Consider the following 22,906-nt stretch of genomic DNA (forward strand, 5'->3'; position numbering starts at 1 on the left):
ATGACGAGGGGATTGCACAGGGGATTTGTGCGCGTCGTCGCCACGATGGTGCTGGTCGTGTTGACCGGGCTGGCGACCGTGCTGGTCGGTTTGACCCTCCCGACCGCGTCGGCACAGGAATCGGCCGGCGGCGCCCAGCGCTTCGGTGCGTGTCTGGCCGCGCAGAAGACCGGTGACCTGTTGCTGTTGTTCGACGAGTCGAGCAGCTTGCAGCAAAGCGATCCACAGGGCGCGCGGGTGCAGGCCGCCCGCTACCTGCTGCAGACCCTGGGGCGCTATGTCGGACGGGTGGATGCGGACCTTGAGGTGGCGTCGGCCGGCTTCTCCGACACGTACACCCCGGAACACGACTGGACCCGCCTCACTGATGCCAACGCCGGTGAACTGGCGCAGCAACTGGGCAGCCTGGAGTCCAAGAACACCGGCATCGACACCGACTACTGGGTAGCTCTGGACGGGGCACGTCAGGCGTTGGCGGCCCGCGCGAAGAACACCGAGGGCGGTCAACGCTGCCAGGCGATCGCGTGGTTCTCCGATGGCAAGATCGACTTCACCGCACGCGAGGTGGCCAAGCCGTACGCCGACGGCGTCGATCTGAGCAGCCAGGACGGGGTCGATCAGGCCCGGCAGCGCGCGATCGACTCGATCTGCCGGTCCGGCGGCGTGGCCGATCAGGTGCGGTCGTCGGGGATCGTCATGCTCGGCATCGGCCTGGGTGCCACCACGGCGCCGGCGGACTTCGACGTGATGAGCGCGATCAGCACTGGGAAGGGTCTCGCGGGCAAGACCTGTGGGGACAAGACCGATCCGGTGCCGGGCGACTTCTATTCGGTCGCCGACATCGACGACATGCTGTTCGCATTCGACGCACTCAATCCGGACCCGGGTATCGAGAGCCAGGGCGCGGTGTGTCAGCTGCAGGTGTGCCCGGAGGCCAAGCACAACTTCGTGCTGGACCGCTCGATCAAGTCGGTGACCATCCTCGGCTCCGGCGACGTGCCCGGCGTGGTGCCCTATCTGGTGTCACCGTCGGGGCAGACCGTCGAGTTGCCACGCAAAGACGGCGCGACCGACATCGACGTCGCGGGCGTCAAGGTGACGTACGAGTGGCTGTCCGAGACCGGGCAGAACATCGTCATGCAGAACACCGGCGGCGGTGAGTGGATCGGCCAGTGGGGCATCGTCTACGTCGATACCGCCGGTAAGCACCCCGACGCGGTGTCGAAGGTCAGCATCCACATCTCCACCGACATCTTCCCTGCCCTGATCAGCAGTGACGGTAAGCAAGGGCCTGCAGTCACGTGGCACAGCGGCCAAACCCTGGACGGGGTGACCTTCGGCCTCGTCGACGGGCAGAACAAGCCTCTGACGCCCACCGACCTGGTTGGTTCGGCCACGCTGTCGGCACAGCTGGTGCCTGCCGGGGCCGCGCCCATCAACCTGCTCGCCAATGTCCCGAAGGAGGACATCGGCAAACCGGTGAAGGTCGATCTGAGCCAGGTCGAGCCCGGCCCGGCCACGTTGAAGATGTCATTGGTCGTCACCACCGCGCCGGCAGTGGACCTGACGGGTGTGCAGGTAGCGCCCGGTACCCAGTTGTCGCCGCAGAACGTCGACGTCAACCTGCAGATCCTGCCCAAGCTCGGCCTGCCGTCGCCGGGCGAGCGGATCGACTTCGGCAGCGTCCAGGCCGCAGAGGGAGCGACAGCGTCGCTGAACGTCACCGGCCCGGGTTGCGTATGGATCGCCGATTCCGACGCCGTCACGGTAGAAGCCGGCCCGGAGGGCATCGGTACACCGAAGGTGACTTCGGCGGCGAACTCGCCGGGCAACTGCCTGAAGCTGCAGGAGGGGCAGACCGGGAAGCTGGACGTCACCCTCCGCACCGAGCAGGACGGGCACGGCGGCCTCAACGGCACGGTCCCGCTGCACGTCGCCGCGCTGGAAAACCCCGATGACTCGCAGACGGTCCAGGTGCCGTTCACCGCATCGTTGATCAAGCCGTTGAGCACCGTCAACTTCGTGCTGGTGCTCATCGCCGCGCTCCTGCTCGGCCCGGGCATCCCGCTGGGGTTGCTGTACCTGTCGAAGTGGTGGGTGAGCAAGATCCCCGACATCCCGCTGTTGGCCGAACGGATCCGGGCCGAGGTGCGTTCGGACATCGCGCTGCGGGACGGCGAACCGTTCGCGATGGTCGACACCGATCTGGTCAACCCGGTACCCGGGCTGGCCGGCGGTACGCGTCGGCTCTCGGTGCTGGGAACGACGCTGACCGTGGTGTTGGGCCGCAGCCCGTTCGGCGCGGGCCACGTCAGCGTCGACGCCGGCCACCTGGTCACCACCGGTTCCGAATTGCCGGCCACCGATGCCACGGGCCTGCACGCGGTGCTGCCGCTGGCGGTGCACAACACCTGGGTGGTGTTGCACGATCCGCGTGGGCCGTCCACCGAGGCCGAAGTGTTGTTGCTGGTCAGCGGCAACACGGACATCGCGGCGCGGGAAAAGCTCTACGAAGAGGTGGCGCGCCGGCTGCCCGAGGTTCTCAACGGCCTTCGGTTGCGGGCCGTCCAGGCCGGGCTGGCGTCACCGCACGACGATGCCGGGCCGGGGGCGTCCCCGTTCGGTGATACCGCCGTGGGAGCGCCGGTCGGCTACGACCCGTTCGCCGATGGTGCACAACCGTCGGGACCGCCGCCGATGGGTCCCCCGCCGTCGGGGCCCGGTCCCGGTCGGCCCGGGCCGGCCCAACCACAGCGGTATGACAGCGATCCGTTCAATCCGTTTGGAGAAGGAGCCTGATGCGACGATTCCTGGTAGTGGGATGCGGCGGTTCGGGTGGCGCCACGTTGGCGTTCATGATGGACCAGCTTCGCTCCGAACTGCACGCCGCCGGCGTCGACAAGGTGCTGTCGGGTTGGCAGTTCGTGCACATCGACGTGCCCAGCGCCGCCGAATCGGGGCCCGAGGGTCTCGCCAACGTGCCCGCGCAGGGCGGCAGCTACATCGGTTGTGGCCCGCAGGGCAGCAGCTACGCGATCCTCGACGGCGCGCTGTCGCAGCGGCTGGCCGCCGACGGTGCGCTGGACGCCATCGCCACCTGGGCGCCGCGCAATCCGCAAGAGGTGACCAACCCGATCTCGGCAGGTGCGGGGCAGTACCGCGCCATCGGCCGGATGATCACGCTGAGCAAGGCCAGCGAGATCCATGCCCGGCTGCAGGCGGCCTGGGATGCCTTGTTCCGGGTCGAGACCATCTCGGAGATGTCGACGGTCAGCGTGCCCGGCATGGGCCGATTCGACCCCAACGAGCCGCCGCTGGTGCTCGTGGTGTCGTCGATGGCCGGCGGTGCGGGCGCCTCGATGGCGCTGGACATCTGCCGGCTGCTGACCCTGGTCACCGGCCTGGACCCGAAGCTGATGGGCGTCTTCATGGTGACCCCCGACATCTTCGAGTCGCTGCCGGAGAGCGCGCGGATCGGTGTCCGGGCCAACGCGCTGGCCATGCTGGGCGAGATCGTCGCCAGCCAGACCGGCGCGGCCCGCGAACACGACGTGCGCATCCTGCGCGCGTTGGGCCAGCATCACGGTGACGGCGAGCCGATCCCGTTCGCCCGCGTCTTCCCGGTGGGCCGCTACATCGGCGCCGACCGCACCCTGTTCGGCGACGGCTCCCAGTACGCCGTGTACCGCGGTCTGGCCCGCGGGCTGGCCGGCCTGATGATGAGCGGTAAGGCCAGCGACCAGTTCGTGTCCTACGACCTCGGCAACACCGCGTCGCCGACCGGCGACCGTGACGTGCTCGGCTGGGGTATCTCGTCGTGGGATGTGTTGCCGTGGGGCACCTATGGTTTCTCCAGCCTGAGCATGGGACGGGACCGCTACGCGGAGTACGCCGCGCAGCGCCTGGCCCGCAGCTGTGCCGACAAGCTGTCGTTCGGGCACCTGCAGGCCGGCAATCCGGCGTCCAGCAATGAACAGCTGGACACGTTGCTGAGCAGCCAGTGGCAGGCGCACTGCAACGAGCTGCGGATGCCGGCCGCGGCCGGCGACGAGCAGGCACGCGTCGGCATCCTGGGCAACTGGATCGCCAACGGCGCCTTCCCGCCCGAGGCGGTGTCCTCCACCGTCAACGGGCTGATCGAGCGGCAACTACGCGGCTACCTGCCCAACCCCCAGGGCATGTCCGCCGAGCAGTGGGTGCCGGTGTTCCGTCAGGCCGTGATGAACCGCCGCGCCGACCTGGCCCGGGCCTGCTCCGAGACCGCGTACGCGATGGTGTTCTCCTGGCATCGGGAGTTCGCCGACCAGGTCGAGCAGATGGTCGGTACCGCGGCCGCTTCGCTCGGCCTGCCCTATGCCCGCGAGCTGATCGACCGGCTACGCCTGCACCTCGACAGCGTCCTGGCGCCCGGCATCGCGCAACTCGGCGCCATGGGCCCGCCCGATATCGTCGCGATCCCTCCGCAGGTCGACGCCGCCCTGCGGTCCCTGCGAGGCGTGATGACCAACGCCGACCAGGTGCTGGGCATCGCACTGGACGGTTTCCGGTCGACGGTGCGCCGCCAGCTCTATGCCGACGCCGCGGCCCGGATGGCCGATGTGCTGCGGGTGATGGGCGCCGAATTGCTGGCGCCGCTGCGCGATGCGCTGGGCGAGGCGATGATCCTGCTGGAGAAGGCCCGGTCCGAGCCGCCGTCAGACGTCGGCCTGGCCCGCCTGTCCACCGACCAGTACGTGGCATGGCCGTCCGACGCCGACGAGCTGGTGCCCTCACGGTTCGCCGAAGCCAACAACGAGGTGCTGCTGATCAGCTCCTCGGCGTTCAAGCAGCGCTACGAAACCGACCTGCCCAAAGCGGTGGGCGGTTCGAACGCGATGATCCCGCTGCGCACCGCCGTCGACGACGCCACCACCCGGGTGATCCTCGGCCTGTGGCAGACCACCGGCGGCACGGCAGCGCCGGGCGGGCTCGTCGAGCGCACCGCGACGTGGGTGACCCGGGCGCTGGGCACCGATCCGGAGAACGGGCGGCCGCGAGTGCCTTCGATGGCGCAGTTCGACGTGCACACCCGGCCCGCCGAACTGCTGGCGCGGGCCCGGCTCTACGTGGGACGGCCCGGCGAGTCGTTCGAGGAGTTCTGCAAGGTCTCGTTGCGGGACTACGTGCAGGGCGCGGGCGCCTCGGAATCGGAGCTGGTCAACCGGCGTCGTGACATCGACACCAAGTTCGCCGAGGCCCTGTCGCTGGCCCGGCCGCTGGCCAGTGTCAACGATCAGGCGTTGCAGCGGGTGCACCCCGGCCAGCAGGTCGAGTACCGGTACAAGTTCTCCGAGATCCCGTTCGCGGGCCAGCCCGTGGCCGACACGTTGGCCGAGGTGCTGCGCGCCAACCCGCGCATCGACCAGGCCACCAAGGACAACTACGGCCGGTCGCTGTCCGACGAGGACAGCGTCACCCGCATCGACATCTTCGGGTCCTACCCGAACTACTCACCGCTGGTGTTCGATTCGGTGCTCAAGCCGGCCGCGCAGCAGTGGGCGCAGACCGCCGGTCCGGGCCGGGGGGCGTTCTGGCGGTACCGCCGTTCGCGGCCGTTGTCGGCGTCACTGCCGATGACCGACGCCGAACGGCGCACCATGACCGCGGGTTGGTTCCTCGGTCAGATGCTCGGACGGATCCAGATCCCGGCGTCGCCGTTCACCGATCCGGTGCGCATCTACGACGGGGACGACAACCAGTGGCTGGGCTTCCCGAATCCGCTGCTGACCCCTCCGTCGGCGTTCACCGCGTCCTACGACTGGCTGCCCGCGGTGCTGGAGTCGAGCCTGCTGGCCATCGCCACCTCCCATGAGCCGCCGGTGATGCGGTCGCTGCGGCCGTACACGGTGCTGCGTGCGCTCTATGACTCGCACAGCCAGGACCCGGCCAGCGGCATCGTCGAGCTGTCGGCGGCGGCACTGGTGCGGGAGTTCCTCAAGACCGGAACCTCCGGCCCGGGGATCACTTCCCGGGTCGGGCCGATCGCGGCCGCGCAGACCGCAGAGGAGAGGCAGGCGGCCGCCGAAACGTGGTTGGGCAACGTCCGTGACGTCGCGGCCCAGTACCTGCCGGCCGACACCCCCGGGGCCACCCCCGATGGTGCGTTCACGACCGTCGCCACCCGGTCCAAGGCCGCCAAGACGCCGATTTTCCGTGACGTGGCGCCCGATGTGTTCTGGGCGACCGAGGCGCTGATCAAGCTGTTGCAGCGCGAGGGTGCGGCGTTGGCTCAGGGTGAGACGGCCGGTGCGGGCGCGTTCTTCGATGACGGCGGCTCGGTCGTCATCCCCGATGGCGGGACGTTCTGACGATGGCGCTTCCCGGGACAACTCCGACCGCCGCGCCGCAGCGGGCGTTGACGGTGCTGCTGGCGCCCCGCCCACAGACCGAGGAGATCCTGTCCGTCCTGGTGGATTACTCCGCGGTCGGTCTGATCGGGTCGTTCGTGTGGGTCGACGCCGCCGAAGTCGGCGACAGCTCGACGCACGGAACGCTGGTTCGCGACGGACAGTGCGAGCCGGTGGTGCTGCAGCAGATGCTGACCGGTGAACGCTATGACCGGATCCGGATCGCGGTGCTCGTCCCGGTCGACGTCTCGCCGACCGATCGGGTCCCGCTGGCGGTCGAGCAGGCAGTGGAGCAAACCGTCCGCAGCAGTTCGATGGGTGCGCCGATCAACCTGCTGCGGCTGTTGTTCACCCGCGGTGACGCGGTCCCCACCACTCCCGATCTGGCGCTGGTGCTCGAGGGCTGGCACAACCTGTTGATCGCGCCGGAAGATTCGGCGGCGCCCGGTCTGGGTGCGGTGGCCTGGGGCCGGCTCACCGATCCGTTGGATGTGGCGCAGTTCGCCGCTCCGGTGGTGGCCGGCGTGACGGGGTTGTGGGCCGGGGTGGACCAGGGTCCCTTCGACACGTTGGAAATCCTGCCGGGGCAGACGGTACGCGCGGTGCGGGCGTTCTATCGGTGGCTCGATACCGACGGCGTGGAGGAAGGGCTTCGGGCGCACCTGTTCGACCCGACGGGCCGGCTGCCGCTGCCCCGCGGTGGGCAGGTGCCGGTGGTCTACGTCGAGGATGTCCCGACCGCCGCCCAGTCGATGGCGCGCGCGTTGTGGACGAAACACCGGGACGTGCTGCGCGGTCCGAGGATCGCGGCGACCGCAGGCCCGGAGCAGGCCATCTCGATCTGGGCCGCGATGAAGATGTTCCTCAAGTTCATGGGTGCGGCTGTCCGCAGCGCACCCGCGGCGTGGTGGTCGGCAGTGATGGGGACCGTCACCTCGGCGGTGGTCACCACGGTGCAGAGCACCGTCTTCGGCCGCACCGACTCGGCGTTCGCCGTGGTCGCCGACACCACCCAGTCCGACTGGCAGGACCTGGGCCGCAGCGCGGAAACCCTGAGTAACGCCCTGGGCGGGCAGCCGGAACATTTCGCCCAGCAGGACATGAGCGGGTTGTGGACCGACTTCGTCAACGGCGCACTGACTTTGGCCGACGGAGGCCGGCGCGCCGGCGGGCTGGAGCCCGTCCAGGTCGGCGCGGCCATCGGGGTGGTCTACAACGCCGCCGACGTGGTGCCGAGTGCGTCCGAGCGCTTCCAGGGCATTCCGACGTCGCTGGCGGCGGTGATCGGCGTCAGCTCGGTCGAGGGCGCCGATGTGCTCGGTGCGGCCAACCTGCGGGATCGGCTGCAGCGCGCGTACTCCGACCCGGCGGCCGGCGTAGAGGCCCGCAACACCGGGACCGAGCTCGATCGCTGGCAGGCGTCCGTCACGAAAAGCTATGCCTGGCAGGTCAGCTCGATCCTGGCCGATTTCATGCACCGGGGCCGCGCCGAGGTGGCGGATCTGGTGTCCCAGATTCAGACGCTGGCGAACCGCGGTGCGGTCGACGAGCGGCTGAAGGCACGGCAGCAGGCCATCAGCACCATCCTCAAGACGTTCACCTGGGCGCTGCTGGCCGTGCTGGTGATCCTGATCGGTGTGGCCGCCTTGGACTGGGTGCGGTGGAAGTTCGCCCTGTCCACCGGCGGAGCCCTGATCGGCCTGTACATCATCGTGTCGATGGCATTGTTCCTGCTCGGTCAGCGAGACCTGTTCGCCGAGATGAACATGCGCAAATCGCAGGCCGCCGAACTGGACGCGTTGCAGGCGAACTTACGTACCGCAGTGCAGGACGTGGGCCGGTTGTCGACGGCCTACGGCCAGCTGCTGGCCTGGTGCAGGACCCTGGGCACCGTGCTGCGGGCACCCTTCGGTGCGGCACCGCCGGCACGTCCGCCGGTCGGTCAACTCGTCGCAGGGCTGCCGCGGTCCACCCAGGTCGGGGTGGCGATGGCGTCGACGGAGCAGGCCGACAACGCCATTCACGGCATCCAGAGCCGGCTCTATGCCCTGGGTTGGCTGAGCAAACCGTGGGAGGACATGGTCGGCGAGGCGGCCGCGCGGTTGCGTGAGGAGCCGACGGCGTTGTTCAAGCAGCCCGGTGTGGGCTCGTCCTCGGGGCTCGACCAATGGTCTCAGGCGGTGATCGGCGGCCGGGTGAAACCCACCGGTGCCGACGCGCTGTGGGCCCGGGTGGAGCACATGTTCAACGAGGACAGCGGGACCGGGGTCAGCGACACGCTGACCCGAAACGTCCTGGTGCCCACCATCGGTCGGCAGGTGCCCGCCCAGCAGTTCAGCGCCGGAATCACCGATCACCGACCCGGCCATGCCGCCCCGTTCGACGCGTCGCTGTTCACCCATGCCGCCGTGACGGCGGGCCGTTCGGCGGTCGCCGTGGACAAGGTGACCGTCAACCGTCGGGGGCTGGGCTACCGGGCGGTCGTGGTGCAGGCCAGCGACGGTCTGCCGCCGTATGACTTCGCGTTGTTCGAGACTCCGGTGGCGGTCACGCCCGGGTTCGAGGACGAGCCGACAACGATGATCAGCCGGGCCGACCTTGGTGTGCCGCCCGGGGAGGACATGGTGTTCTAGCGATGAATGATCCACGTCCCGCCCCCGACAACGAGGACGATCCGCGGTTGGCGCCGCTGCTGGCCTGGCGTCAGCAGTTGCTCGACTCCGGGGTCGTGGCTGCCCGCAGCTTCAAGGAAGCCCACGTGCGCCTGGTGTTGCGGTCGGGTTGCACCGACGTCGAACGGATCCGGGCGATGCTGCCGGGCTCGGTGGCCGAGCATGCCGAGGACATGGCCCGGGTGCTGGCCGAGTTGGGCGACGCAGGACCTGGGCCCGACGCCCCCTCGGGGCGGCACCGCTCCGGCGAATCCGTCACCGAGTCCGTGACCGAAACCGTCGAGACGCCGGGCCCGCCGGTCTCTCCTGCGCCGGCTCTGCCGGCCGAAGCGGCGCCGCCGCCGCCTGCGCCGGCCGAAACACCGTTGAGCGCAGCCGATTTCGCGCCGTTCGCGTTCGGTGCCCAGCAGCCGCCGAGTCACAACATCGCGCTGCGGCGACGCCCGGACGGTGCCACGCTGGACCTGAGCTGGCCGCCGTACGAGTCGGCTGAACCGGTGGTGCTCTACCGCCTGGTCAGCGCCGAGGGTGACGCGCCGTACGCGCCGGACCGGGCTGACCTGGTGGCCGCCACCGCAAACTCGTACGCCGAGGACGCCCGGCCCGCCACATCTGCGGCCCGGCACTTCCAGGTGTGGGTGAACGTCGGGTCGTCGCGTGCCGACGCGCTCGCTGCCCAACCGGTGCTGTACGCCGCCGGGGTGCTGGTCAGCCCGCTCACCGCGTTCGACATCCGGGAGGATTCCGGACGGGTCATCGGACAGTGGGCGGTGCCGACCGGGGTGAGCGCGGTGTTCGTCTACCGCATCCCGGCCGAGGACGCCGGCCGCGACGGCCCTCAGTACCGGATCCTGGCCGACAGCGCCAACCTTTCCGGGTTCATCGACACCGACACCGTTCGCGGGCAGCGCTATCTGTACCGGGCCCGGTGCGCGGCCACCGTGGACGGCGTGCTGCGACTGTCCGAGGCGGTCGAGGCTGATGTCGCGGTGTCTGCGGTGTTGGAGCCGGTCACCGACCTGGCGGTGGTGGCCGGTGGTGACGGCTCGGTGTTCGACCTGACCTGGACGCCTCCGCCCGCCGGGCGCGTGGTGATCTACCGCAGCGAGAACGGGCCCAACGCCGGCGCCGATTCCGCCGAACTGGCCGAGGACGCCCTCGAACAGGTAGGACTCACGCCCGAGTTGCAGCTGACCCAGCCGGTGGTCACGCGGCACACACCGGACGGCAGGCCGGAGTCGGTGTTGGTCGCGGTGTCGTGGCCGGCCGATTGGAGCCGTGCCTACCTGACTCCGGTGACGCTGCTCGGCGGGCGCGCCCTGTTGGGCAAGACCTTGTCGTCGGTGCGAACCGGCACGATCACCGACATCGAACTGGCCGAGTACTGCAACAAGCAGGTGCTGACGTTCGACTGGCCGGACGGCGCCGCCGGCGTCGTGATGTACCTGGCCCCGAAGGGACACGATCCGCGTGACGGGCTCACCGGCAAGTCGTTCGAGATCTCGCTGCAGGAGTACGAGAAATACGGCGGCATGCAGTTGACCGGGCAACTCCCCGTGGGCGGCTGCTCGCTGCACCTGGCACCGGTGGCGTTCTCCGGCGGACGGCGCGTCACCGGCACGGTCACCAGCACCGAGTACGCCGGGCTACTACGGCTGCAGTACGCCGTGCAGGTTGCCCGTGACCCCAACGGTTTTCCGGTTTCCGCCACGATCGCGATGCGCTCCGAACACGACCTGCCGGGGTCTCCGGCTTTCGTGTTGGTCAACAATCCACAGCGAATTCCGCTCGGCGTGCATGACGGTCAGGCCGTCGATGTGGCGCCGCTCACCGAGCAGGGCCAGATCGGTGACCGGCCCTCGAAGGAGTTGCGCTGGGCGGCTCTCACCACGACCGGCACGGGCGAGCTGTGGGCCGCTGATGTGCGTGGCTTGCAAGGATGGATCAGGTTGTTCGTGAACACCCCCACACCCGCGCGGCTCCGGGTCATCGCTCTGCTCGACCCGCCGGTGGAGACCCTGCGACTCACCCCGCCGGCGCGATGACCACTCGCTACGGGCAGTTGGCCTACACGTCGTTCGACAAGGTCGGGTCTGCCGGCGGCTGGCAGGTCAAAGAGTCCACCGGAGGGTTGACTGCCGACGAGACACAGCAGTTGATCGCCGGTGTGCGCACGGTCTTCCATCCGGTGGAGCCGCTACCCGCCTACCCGACACCCGAACAGTTGGAGAGCGGCCCGCGCCGCCTGGCCTACTGCCCGCTCGACAGTGGTGCGGCTGGTTACTGGCATTCGATTCCGGCCGGGTCCGACAGCACCGGGCGGCCGGGCAACGTGTTCGCCCACGTGGTGCTGGACCGGCAGCCCGATGCCGCGCGCCGGCCGATCGAATGGTGGCGGTCGGCCGAATGGCTGCGGCCGTACGGGCCTGTGGCGGTTTCCCGCGCGGCCCTGCCGCCGCGCGCCCCGGAGCCGGGTGCGGTGGTGACGAAGGACAGCGTGATCGCGTTCGCGCTCGATCCCGCCACGTGGCGCCTGACCACCTTGTTCGGGCTGCTGGATGCTGTCGTCGCCGCGCTCGCCGGTGGTCCGTCGGTGGTGTTCGGGGCTGAATCACCCGAATCGGCCGCGCAGTGGATCGGGTTGGTCAGCTTCCTGATGTCGTCCGGGACCGCAGCGGACTTGGGTTTCTCGACCTTCGACCGCGCCGATCAGCTGGCCCTGGCGCTGCAGAGCGGCCAGCACCTGACGGCAGTGCCGATCGGGGACCTGGGCGCGGTTCCGCCGGGAGTCGTCGGTATCGGGGAGACGGAGCTGATCTCGCTCGGCGAACTGGGCGGGGAGCCCCACCGCACCGCGGCTGGGCAGGCCATCGAGGTCACCGCGTGGTCGGCCATGGCGCAGGTCGTGTTGCTGGATCCGGTGTCGGCGCGCGCCGTGCTCGACGACATCGACCGGTTCGCCGCGGAGGTGTCCGATGCCGGATTGCATCCGGCGTGGCCGATGGCGATGGCGGTGACGGCCAACGCGGAGTTCGCCGACGCGATCGACGAGGCGCACGAGGTCATCACCACGTACTCGCCGCCGGGGGTGCCGGCGGGATCTGCCGCAGCCCAGACCATTGCAGGTGTTCTGGGTGAGGTGGTGGGCACCACCACCGCCGAGGCCTGGCAGGCGGTGCAGAACCTGCCCCACGGCGCAGCCGCCGACTTCGCCGATGTCAGCTATCTGTGCCGGGCGCTCGGTGACGACGCCTGGCTGGCGCAGCGAGGTCTGATTCCGCTGGGGCCGAGGGGTTTTCACGGAAAGGCGACGCCGGTCGAGGTGCAGGCGGCGATCGGACCGGCGCTCCAGCGGGCCCGCGACACCGGACCCGAGCGGGTGCTGAAAGTGGTTGACCTGCTGCTGCGGGCCGGCGTGCGGGACGACCGGCTGGTGGCGGCGTTGCGTGGTGACGTGGTGGCGCAGCTCGATGATCCGTCACGCGCCGCCGAGCTGGCCCGACGCCTCGGCGCCGAGGGCAGGCTGACATTGGCCGCGGCGCTGCTCCGCACTTCAGGCGGCGACGTGGCGGCCGGGGCCATCGGCGACGGCCTGCTGGACTGGCTGGTCGACGGGGTCGACTTTCCCACCGCCGCAGAGCTTTCCCGGGCGCAGCCGTGGGATTCCGGCTGGACCCGGGCGGCGGTGCGCGGAGTACGCGCGGTGCGGCGTGGCCCGTCCGTCCCGGGCGATCGCGTGGCCGAGCTCTGGTGGCTGGGTGTATCCGGCTCGCCCCGGTTCGTCCAGGTGGCGGGCGACACCGTGTGGGACCCGGCCGATCTACTGGCCGTCGTGGGTGACGGCGCACTGCCCGGCGCCGCAGCGGTCCGCACACTGCTGGGTGCCCCCGATTCTTCCGAGCTGGATCGGTTGGCCGCCAAGGTGATCGACGGCAATGACGACAGTGCGGCCGTCGCGCATGCCGCGGTCCGGCACATCACGCCTCAGCAGTGGATGCAGCAGCGCTATGTGGATACCCATCAGCGGGCCTACCTCCCGTTCTGGGAGCAGGCACTGACCTCGGCCCGGCCGGGCGAGGTTCACCGTGATTTCCTGGCCGGTCTGCTGACCTTCGCGGTGTTGGGAACCATTGCCGGCCAGCCCTTCCCGGACAGCTGCCATACGCTGGCTGCCGATCCGGAACTCGCCGCCGACGCGGTACACCGGGTGCTCCCGCTGGTGGACGGATACGAGATCGCGCCACACGTGGTGCTGGCCGTCAGCCTGCTGCACACCGTGGCGGCCGAGGACACCGAGATTCCGGTCAGCGGCGTCGAGGCAGTGCTGGCGCAACTGGCCGAGCAGGTGGCAGCACCGCTGCAGAATGACGACCACGAGGTCGAAGGGGTGGCCGCGCTGATGGCGCAGATGTCCGGAGACATGTCCGACGGCGCGCTGCGCCGATACCGAAAAATGGTGAGCAGGCTGTTGACGCGCCGCGCTGATGTACAACCGTCGCTGGCAGCCCGACTGCGGGGGAGCCGCTGATGCCGATCTATGTAGTGGGTGCGCGCAACCAGCGTGTCCAGATTCCGAATCAGGCACTGACAGTGTCGATTACCGGCGCGGTCGGAGGTGCCGCACTGGAAGTGCAGGGTGGGCCTGACCAGCCGGTGGTGCGTTCGACAGCACACCAGGCGGTGCTGCCGAGCCTGACCGGACCGGTCACGATCGTGGTGCGCCCGGTCGGCGCGGACCGGTTCAATTCCGGCACGCTCATCCACCTGGCGATCGCTCACGACAACCCCGGTGATGTCGACCCGGTGCAGGTGATGTTCGATCCCGTCGACGTCGGCGGCGACACCGTCGTCACCTTCGCCGCACTCACCCCGAACGGCACCCAGATCGAGGTGGCCGTCAGCGCGGTAGCCGATACGCCCATGGGCCCGTTGGCATCCGCCGCCCGGACGTCTGCGCGCAAGGTGACCGGCCGTGGCCCGGGGAACTCCGGCGGCTCGGTGGTGCTGGCGCTCGACACGTCGGCGTCGATGCGGCGATGGTTCGCCGACGGCAGTACGTTCGCGGCGGCCGACATCGTGGTCGGGGTGGCCGATGCGCTCGGTGTGCGAGACGTATCGGCGGTGTTGGTCGGCGCCGAGGTCACCCCGGTACCGGCCGGCGACGCCGCCGCCCTGGTGGAGGCGCTGCGCCAGGCCGAACCCCGGTGGTCGGCGGGCGCCAGGTGGTCGCGGTTGCCGGCCGGTCCGGCGCGCACCGTCATCTGCTCCGACTTTCCCACTCTGGCTGTGCGGCAGCAGTTTCCGGTGCTGGCACTGTCCAACGACCGGCGCCTCGACGCGGATGGTGCGCGGTTGCCGTCGCCCCGTCCGGGCAACGAGGCCGGGGCTGAGCTGCTGGCACATCCGCCGGTGCTGGACCGGGTCACGGCGGCGTTGGTGCGGGCGCTGACGTGACGAAGTGCCCGCGCTGCTTCTCGGTGCTGAATCCCAATCATTTCCTGTGGACGTTGATTCCGCAGCCGGGCGCACCTCGCTACCGTGACGACGTGGCGACGGCCTTTCTCGGCGCGCCTGCCGAGTGCGGTCCGCTCTACACCTGGACCAATCCCGGCCACGGCGGTCCGCCACCGACCACGGCGCACGCCAGCCGTGCACTGCAGGGGCCGGCGGTCGAGATCTGCACGGTGTGCCACTACACGCTGCCCGAGGGATGGCGGCACGGGCATGCGATCTGCATCGCGATGGCAGGCGCCCGCGCCACCGGCAAGAGCCTCTATATCGCCGTTCTGGTCAAGCAACTGGAGCTGTTGTGCGAACGGCTCGGGGTGTCAATGGAACCCGTCACCCGAGCCACCGCGCAGGCCTACGAGGCGAATTACGAGACCCCGCTCTTCGTGCAGCGCGGGCTGATCCCTCCGACGCCGACGATGCACACCCAGGCATCGAGTCAGCGGGAGCCGCTGGTGTTCTCCATCGGCGGCTGGCACGGGATTCGGCGGTTCCTGGTGCTGCGCGATGTGGCCGGGGAGGACATGGAATCCGGCGACCTGCATACGCCGCCGTTCCGGTTCTTCGCCAACGCCGACGCCGTGTTCTTCATGTTCGATCCCCTGCGGGTCCAGACGATCCGTGACCAGTTGCGAGACCTGTTGCCGGCCCAGCAGTTCAGCGGCGGTGATCCCCGGTCGGTGCTGAACAACCTGTTGATGGCGGTGGGGCAGGGACAGCCGAAGCTCGCGGTGATCCTGTCGAAGTTCGATGCGCTGCGGACATTGCGGAATGTCGAGGGCTCCGAGTGGAGCATGATCATGTCCAACACCGGCGCGGCGTATCTTCGCGATACCTCCGACGCGCCGCGCTATGACGAACTCGGCGGGCAACTGCTGCATGAAGAGGTGCGCAGCCTGCTGACCCGGCTGCATGGCGGCGCGATCGTGGCCGCGGTGGAGAATCCATCGACCGGAATAGTGTTGCCGCACCGCTATTTCGTCGTGTCCGCGCTTGGGCAGCCGCCCAGCGGCAACAAGCTGCATTCCCGGGGGATCGCCCCGTTCCGGTGCGCCGACCCGATCCGGTGGGTCACCTCGAGCTTCGGGGTGTTGTAGGTGACCACTCAAGATCCGTTCGGGGGCAACCCGTTCGGACAATATCCGACGGGGCAGCCGCCATATGGTGGGCCGCCGACGGTTCCGGGTCCACCGCAACCGCCGGGGCCGCCGCCGAATGACGAGGTGAACTCGTTGGCGACGTTGTCGGTGGTGTTCGCGTTCTTGTTCGCGCCGGCGGGCGCGGTGTTGGGGCATCTGGGCCTGTCGCAGATCAAACGCACCGGGCAGCGGGGCCGCGACCGGGCACTGGTGGGGTTGGCGCTGTCCTACGCGGTCATCGTGCTGGTTGTGGTGGCGCTGGTCGTGTGGGCCGTCATCAGTGCCAAAAGTGTCGATTCGAAACCGGTTACGTCGCAGACGAGTTCACCGTCCGTGTCGCCCACGAGCACCAGTTCGCTGCCAGCGGAGCCCACCGTGACGGCCAAAGACCTACCCAGCCTGGTGCCCAACCTGGCTGAGATGCGGGACATTCTGAACGACGACACCGTGACCAACTCACAAACCCAGACCCGGGTCCAGGACCAGCCGCCTGAGATATTCACGTTCGACCCGGCCGAGTGCGCGGCCTCGTTCATGGGTCTGTTGCCCCAGGGGTATGCGGGTAGTGACTACCGCGAGGCATACGCGACCACCCATGTGGGCGCCGACAACGTCGTCACGGCCGAGGGCGTTGTCAGGTTCCCCGATGCAGCCGCAGCCGAGCAGGCGCTGGCGGGTTATCAGGATGTCTGGCGCCGGTGTACGGGGCGGGTGCTGAAAGTGACCTCGGGATCGACGGGTAGAGCAATGGAGTTCAATCTCGGTGCACCCGAGAACGATGGCGGTGTCACTTCGCTGGTCAGCGTCAGCCCGGGTACCCCGGAAGTGGTGATGAGCCGCGCGATTGCGGTCAAGGCGAACGTGTTGGTGGATGCCCAGGTCTGGGCGCAGCGGCACGGGCGTGAGCACGTCATCATCGCCAATCACATTCTCGACAAGATTCCGGGTTGATATGACACAAGGTGGTTTCGGGGGTCCACAGGATCCCTTCGGTGGTTCTCCGTTTGGCAGTATGCCTTTCGGGCAGTATCAATCGGGGCAGCAGCCGCCGTATGCGGGGCCGCCGATGGCTCCAGGGTCACCGCCTCCGCAGCCACCGCATGATGAGGCCAATACGTTGGCGACGTTGTCGGTGGTGTTCGCGTTCGTGTTCGCGCCTGCGGGCGCGGTGTTGGGGCATCTGGGTCTGTCCCAGATCAAGCGCACCGGGCAGCGGGGCCGGGATCGTGCCCTTGTGGGGTTGAGTCTGTCGTACGCGTTGATCGTGGTTGCCGTTGCGGCGCTGGTGATCTGGGCGGTGATCCCGAGTTCTTCGACTACCACGACCGCCGAGACAGGAACCAGGACCACGGCTCCCGTCACGACGACGACAACGACTACCACCCCAGCGCCACCGCCGCTCGTCACCGAGGCTCAGTTGGCGGGCTTGCTCCCGAGTCCGGCCGAGATGCAGGAGATCACGAAGAACCCGGAGTTGGTCGCCGAGGAGAAGAACATGGATGTCGGCCTGCCTGCCACCCATACGTACAGTCCGGTCGAATGCGCCAGTTCATTCAGCATGTTCACACCACTGCCGTTCGAGAACAGCGGTTACGTCAAGACCGCGGGAGTCGCACAGTTCGACGGCGTAGATATGGAGGCGTACGAAGGCGTGGCGATGTTCGCTGATGGCGCGGCGGCGCAACGCGCGCTCGCCCACTACGTCGAACTGTGGCGTGGGTGCGCCGGCAAGGCCTTGAAGTGGACGATCGAAGACGGCCGTTCCACGAACTTCGTGCTGGGTGGCCCGGAGGACAAGAAAGACGGAATCATCACCTTGCGGAGCAGCAATCAGGGCTCGGAAGTGTGGATGCTGCGTGCGATCGGCGTCAAGGCCAACGTTCTCGTGGATTTGCACATCATGGGGCTAGGACTGACCGACGAGGCGGTCACCGTGGTCAAACGAATCTTCGACAGAATTCCGGGTTGATATGACGCAGGGTGGTTTTGGGGGTCCGCAGGATCCGTTCGGCGGTTCGCCTTTTGGTGACACCCCGTTTGGGCAGTATCCGTCGGGTCAGCAGTTCTCGTCGGGCCAGCCGCCGTATCTGGCGCCGCCGGTCGTCCCGGCAGGTCCGCCGCCATCGCCGCCAAATGATGAGGCGAATACGTTGGCGACGCTGTCGGTGGTGTTCGCGTTCCTGTTCGCGCCGGTGGGTGCGGTGCTGGGCCATCTGGGTCTGTCGCAGATCAAGCGCACCGGGCAGCGGGGTCGGGATCGTGCTCTGGTGGGGCTGAGCCTGTCGTACACCTTGATCGTGGTTGCCGTTGCGGCGCTGGTGATCTGGGCGGTGATCCCGAGTTCTTCGAGCTCTACGGCGACGGAGGCGAAGTCAACTGCGCCGACGGCGACACCCAGTCCCGTGACCACGACAACGACCACGACAACGACGCCGGAGCCCCCGCCGCTGCCCCTGGTCACCGAAGCGCAGCTGCCCGGCTTGCTGCTCAATCTCGACGATTCCATCCGGCTCGTCGGTTTGAACGACGGATACAGCACGTTCGACTTGACCGCATTGAGAACTGCTGCCGAATCGATATCCGCACCACCGCAATGTTTCCCGGTCATAGCCTCCGGAAGTCCCGATATTTTCGCGAACAGCGGTTACACCGCGACACACGATCGATCTTTCGGCAGCGTGGATGTGAAGACGATGTTGATACGGGGCATCCTCGATGAACGAGCGACGCTGTACGCCGATGCGTCCGCGGCGAGTCGACAGGTCGACGCGATCGAGAAGGTGTGGCAGGGATGTCGCGGAACTGTCACGCACACAACGCCGGCCGGGCCGGTCGTCTACGACGTCGGTACGGTGACCCGTTCGGCGACCAACTCGTCGATCGTGCTGGTGAGCAGCGCGGTGATGGAAGGGCAGCTGGTAGGTCAGCACGCTGCGCGTGCTGTGGTGGCCAAGTCGAACGTCGTGATCGACGTGGTGTTCATGAGCCCGGACCCGGGCGGCCGCGCGGAAGCGGTCACCGCTGAGATCCTCTCGCGGGTACCGGGATAACCGGTCCTAGGCCGGGTCTGGCAAATCGGGCAGCCCCACGACGGCGGCCATGTGTGGGTTCGCCGGTTGGGGCTGTTACGAGCCGACACTGTGGCGGATGTGCAGATTGTTGCCGCATTTTGCGCAGCGATTTCACGACCGAAAGCTGCCCGTTCGCCACAGCGTGTAGCAGGGCCGCTGGTCCAGACGCAGCTACTTCAACCCTCGAGATAGTTACGCCGAGGATTACAGCCATCAGGTAGCTGGAAATCTACACTTAGAGACTGTCTAACTGATGTGAATGGTGTTGCGGCCCACGGGAAGGCTTGACTTGCCGCCGACAAGTCCTATTCGCGCGGAGTCGACACGGGTGCAGTGCCGCGCCGGTAAATAGCAGACACGACCTAGTCGATCCGGCGCAGTGTTCCCACGATCTGGTCGATGACGCCCGGATCGGCCGCGCCGTCAGCGCCCTGCTCCAGGTCGATGATGAAGTTCACGGTCCCGGACTGACCCGGCACGGTGGTGGACACCACCGAATAGAGCGCCGAGCTGCCGGCGCAGTTGTCTTGGATACCGGTCACGGTCGCGACGACCTGAGCTGCGGGCGCTCCGGAGACGGTGAGGTTGCGTGGTGCTCCGAGTGAGACCGACGGCACCGCACCCTTGTCCGAGGTGAAGATCTTGGTCGCCAGCTTTGCTTCCAGCGTTGCGGATTCGTTGACGTCCGTGAGATCCGAGATCACCGTGGTTCCGCTGATGGCACTGCTGCTTTTCGGGCACGCCCTGCTGGGCATGGTGGCCGCGCCTTTCAGGAGCCGCACCGGGCAGTAGCCGAACGGTCCATCGGGGCAAGGTTTTTCCCAGCCGACTGTGGTGCTGCATTCCTCGACCGTCCAGTCCGCGGGCACGTCGTAGGCGAGTCCCCGAGTGGTGGTCACCGTCGACCATCCGGCGGGGGTCTGGGGGCCGGGAGGCGCGGTGCGGCCGTCACAGCTTGCGGGTGCCGCTTTCGGCGGTGCGGCCGGTGCGGTCGAGGTGGGAGCCGCCGTGGTGCTCGGCGGGGCCTTGGTAACCGACGAGCTAGTGGTGGAATCGGCGGTGTTCTTGGTGTCGTTCTTGTCGCCGTAGTTCAGCTTCCACAGCAGACCACCGAGCAGGAGCGCGACAATGACCACTCCCGCGATCGTGCCGAGGATCCAACCGGTGTTGTTCCGATTGGGTGGCTGAAAGTCGCTGGGCGGTGCCTCTCCGTACCCCGACCACGTCGGCGGCTGCTGGCCGTAATTCGGCCACTGCGGGGTCTGTCCGAACGGCTGGTTGGAGCCAAATGGATTGCCCGACGGCTGGTTCCACTCCGGCGGTGGCTGTGGTGGGTATGTCATCGATGTCCTCCGCGCTCGTTCAGGTCTTTAGTTCCAGGTCAGCTTGGGTGGGCTTGTCGACAGGTCCGCGGTCCCGGATGTCGGAACCGTTACGGTGTTCGGCACCATGGCTCCGTTGATGTTCTGAAGGGTGATGGTCGCGGTGAGCGTGCCGATCAGCGAGGCCGTCATCGCACTGGTCAGCGGAATTATCTTGAACGTGTCGGCGCCTTCGATCGGGCCCCAGGTGGCTGTGCCGTCAACGTAGTTCGTCGCCGTGATCCGGACGGGACAGCCCGGCGGCCTGATCAGGTTGGAACTGGTGCACGGTGAGAACGAGTCCGGTATCGCGGCGCGGATCGCCTGCTCGCCGGCGTCGCTGAGCTTGAAACTCATCGACATGATTGACACTCCGGCGGCCAATTCCTGCAGCAGCATCGGTTTCGAGGTGACGCTGAGGTACGGGCTGCTGCTGCCGACGTCGACAAAGCCGGGAAACACGTAGCGGGGTTGGTCGACGGGTTGGCCGAACACCGTGAGGGTCTCGGCGTCCTTCTGCCCGATCTGGGTCTTGTCGATCTTGATGAAAGCGTTCGTGAGCTTCCAGCCGCCGTGTTTCTCCACCAGCAGCCTGGTCTCGGAGACCTCGTTGCCGAACTTTGCCGTGACATGCACCTGGGATACGACGCTGTTGTCGGTGGTGTCGAGGACGCGGATGTCGGTGATCGGCCACTTCGCGATCTGGCGACCGAGGATCTCGTCGGTCAGCAGGTCTGCGGATACCGGCTGGGACTTGCTGTACGACAGGGCGGTGGCCGCATCACCGCGGGCCAGTGCTTCCAGGTATGCCACCACCGCGGCTTGCGCGCTTTCGCCACCTGCGCCGCTGCCGCCCGAATCCGACCGGGTGATCACGACGGTCAGCGCCGCCAGTACCGCGAGCACCGTCACCACCGCAGCTACCACCAGTCCGATGACCATGCCTTTGCGGCGTTTGGGCGGGGGAGCCCCTGGCGGTGCACCGAAGACCGGTGGCGGTGTCGCCAGCGGGTAGTCGGGGAAATGGGGCGGCGGAGCGGACGAAAAACTGGGATTCGTCGTCGGCCAACCTGGCGTGGGCGACTGCCCGCCGACGCCGAACTGGCCCCCGGACCAATCGGCCACGGCCCCCTCCTTGCCTGTGTGCGGCACCACGTCGGTATCGCGCACGGGGTTGCCGTGAGCAGTATAAGTGGGCGGCCACGGGCGTCGGTGCGCCAATCTGGAACGGTCGCTGAGCTGGGATCTCAGGAAAATCGGGGCGGTCCGGGCCAGGCCCGTGACGAGGCGCGGGGCAGTTGGTGGTGACCCGTTGGTAACCCCCCGCGGGCAGCGCCGATCGATTGCGACTACCTTTTGTAGAGCAGTTAGTTGGTTCCCAACGACTTCCTAACGAGGATGAAGGGATTCCCGTGGCCGAAAACCCGTCGAGGGGGCAGGAGCTTGCCACCCTCAAGTACCCCGGTGGCGAGATTGACCTGGACATTGTCCATGCCACCGAGGGCAGTGACGGCATCGCGCTTGGTCCGTTGCTGTCCAAGACCGGCTACACCACGTTCGATGGTGGCTTCGTCAACACCGCTTCGACCAAATCTGCGATCACCTACATCGATGGTGATGCCGGAATCCTGCGCTACCGGGGTATCCCGATCGAGCAGTTGGCCGAGAACTCCACGTTCATCGAGGTCAGCTACCTGCTGATCTACGGTGAGTTGCCGACGGCCGAGCAGCTGGAGTCGTTCACCACCCAGATTCAGCGGCACACCCTGCTGCACGAGGATCTGAAGCGGTTCTTCGACGGTTTCCCGCGCAACGCGCATCCGATGCCGGTGCTGTCCAGTGCGGTGAACGCGCTGAGCGCCTACTACCAGGATTCGCTGGATCCGCTGGACAAGAAGCAGGTCGAGCTGTCGACGATCCGCTTGCTGGCGAAGTTGCCGACCATCGCCGCCTATGCCTACAAGAAGTCCGAGGGGCAGCCGTTCCTGTACCCGGACAACTCGTTGACCCTGGTGGAGAACTTCCTGCGGATGACGTTCGGCTTCCCGGCCGAGCCGTATGAGGTCGATCCCGAGATCGTGCGGGCGCTGGACATGCTGTTGATCCTGCACGCCGATCACGAGCAGAACTGTTCGACCTCGACGGTGCGCCTGGTGGGCTCGTCGCAGGCCAACCTGTTCACGTCGATCTCCGGTGGCATCAACGCGCTGTGGGGCCCGCTGCACGGTGGCGCCAACCAGGCCGTGCTGGAGATGCTGGAGAAGATCCGCACCGGCGACGACGATGTGCAGACCTTCGTCAAGAAGGTCAAGAACCGCGAAGACGGTGTGAAGCTGATGGGCTTCGGTCACCGGGTCTACAAGAACTACGATCCGCGGGCCCGCATCGTCAAGGAGCAGGCCGACAAGATCCTGGGCAAGCTCGGCGGCGACGATGAGCTGCTCGACATCGCCAAGCAGCTCGAAGAGATCGCGTTGACCGATGACTTCTTCATCGAGCGCAAGCTCTACCCGAACGTCGACTACTACACCGGCGTGATCTACCGGGCGATGGGTTTCCCGACCCGCATGTTCACGGTGCTGTTCGCGCTGGGCCGGCTGCCGGGCTGGATCGCGCACTGGCGTGAGATGCACTCGGAGCCCAACAAGATCGGCCGTCCGCGCCAGATCTACACCGGCTACACCGAGCGCAATTACCTGGACATCAACAAGCGCTGACATCAACTGGCGAAAGCCCGGGGGCGTTGCTCCCGGGCTTTTGCCATGTCGG

At 67.8% G+C, this 22,906-nt stretch carries 13 protein-coding genes; 11 read left to right on the top strand and 2 right to left on the bottom strand.

What is annotated here, in order from left to right; genetic code table 11:
- The 10 genes from AB0876_RS02530 (at window position 1) to AB0876_RS02575 (ending at window position 18,755) form a co-directional block, all read left to right on the top strand.
- Window positions 1-2,799: a vWA domain-containing protein gene (locus AB0876_RS02530; RefSeq protein WP_526041114.1), complete on the top strand. Its 2,799-nt coding sequence runs from the start codon at window positions 1-3 to the stop codon at window positions 2,797-2,799.
- Entirely contained in the window at window positions 2,799-6,347 is a 3,549-nt protein-coding gene (locus tag AB0876_RS02535; RefSeq protein ID WP_491837434.1) for a tubulin-like doman-containing protein, read from the top strand. The genes AB0876_RS02530 and AB0876_RS02535 overlap by 1 nt, the downstream gene beginning before the upstream one ends.
- Window positions 6,348-6,349: 2 nt before the next feature.
- On the top strand, window positions 6,350-9,019 hold the full coding sequence (locus tag AB0876_RS02540; protein WP_491837435.1) for a hypothetical protein: 2,670 nt from the start codon (window positions 6,350-6,352) through the stop codon (window positions 9,017-9,019).
- A 2-nt stretch (window positions 9,020-9,021) separates the two neighbouring features.
- Window positions 9,022-11,103, top strand: a complete 2,082-nt coding sequence (locus AB0876_RS02545; protein WP_526041115.1) for a SaeA-related protein — start codon at window positions 9,022-9,024, stop codon at window positions 11,101-11,103.
- The gene (locus tag AB0876_RS02550; protein WP_526041116.1) at window positions 11,100-13,586 is read left to right on the top strand and encodes a GAP1-N2 domain-containing protein; all 2,487 of its coding nucleotides are present in this window, start codon (window positions 11,100-11,102) and stop codon (window positions 13,584-13,586) included. Before AB0876_RS02545 ends, AB0876_RS02550 begins: the two co-directional genes overlap by 4 nt.
- Entirely contained in the window at window positions 13,586-14,512 is a 927-nt protein-coding gene (locus AB0876_RS02555; protein WP_491837438.1) for a hypothetical protein, read from the top strand. The genes AB0876_RS02550 and AB0876_RS02555 overlap by 1 nt, the downstream gene beginning before the upstream one ends.
- The gene (locus AB0876_RS02560; protein WP_526041117.1) at window positions 14,509-15,663 is read left to right on the top strand and encodes a TRAFAC clade GTPase domain-containing protein; all 1,155 of its coding nucleotides are present in this window, start codon (window positions 14,509-14,511) and stop codon (window positions 15,661-15,663) included. The genes AB0876_RS02555 and AB0876_RS02560 overlap by 4 nt, the downstream gene beginning before the upstream one ends.
- The gene (locus AB0876_RS02565; RefSeq protein ID WP_526041118.1) at window positions 15,664-16,656 is read left to right on the top strand and encodes a sensor domain-containing protein; all 993 of its coding nucleotides are present in this window, start codon (window positions 15,664-15,666) and stop codon (window positions 16,654-16,656) included. It begins immediately after the preceding gene.
- A gap of 115 nt (window positions 16,657-16,771) precedes the next feature.
- Window positions 16,772-17,674, top strand: a complete 903-nt coding sequence (locus AB0876_RS02570) for a sensor domain-containing protein (RefSeq protein WP_491837441.1) — start codon at window positions 16,772-16,774, stop codon at window positions 17,672-17,674.
- Between the two features lie 181 nt (window positions 17,675-17,855).
- Window positions 17,856-18,755 carry a sensor domain-containing protein gene (locus AB0876_RS02575; RefSeq protein ID WP_526041119.1) on the top strand — a complete coding sequence of 300 codons (900 nt, stop codon included), beginning with the start codon at window positions 17,856-17,858 and terminating at the stop codon, window positions 18,753-18,755.
- Between the two features lie 383 nt (window positions 18,756-19,138).
- On the opposite strand, the gene AB0876_RS02580 is transcribed toward AB0876_RS02575, so the two are convergent.
- Together AB0876_RS02580 and AB0876_RS02585 are read right to left on the bottom strand one after the other, a co-directional pair.
- Complete coding sequence (locus AB0876_RS02580) at window positions 19,139-20,119, bottom strand: DUF8017 domain-containing protein (RefSeq protein ID WP_491837443.1); 981 nt, start codon at window positions 20,117-20,119, stop codon at window positions 19,139-19,141.
- Between the two features lie 27 nt (window positions 20,120-20,146).
- On the bottom strand, window positions 20,147-21,262 hold the full coding sequence (locus AB0876_RS02585) for a hypothetical protein (RefSeq protein ID WP_491837444.1): 1,116 nt from the start codon (window positions 21,260-21,262) through the stop codon (window positions 20,147-20,149).
- 287 nt (window positions 21,263-21,549) lie between these two features.
- On the opposite strand from AB0876_RS02585, the gene AB0876_RS02590 reads away from it, so the two are divergent.
- Entirely contained in the window at window positions 21,550-22,854 is a 1,305-nt protein-coding gene (locus AB0876_RS02590) for a citrate synthase (RefSeq protein ID WP_491837445.1), read from the top strand.
- Window positions 22,855-22,906 lie beyond the last annotated feature (52 nt).

Origin of the sequence: Mycobacterium sp. NPDC049093 (assembly GCF_040704635.1) — a bacterium.
Classification (GTDB): domain Bacteria; phylum Actinomycetota; class Actinomycetes; order Mycobacteriales; family Mycobacteriaceae; genus Mycobacterium.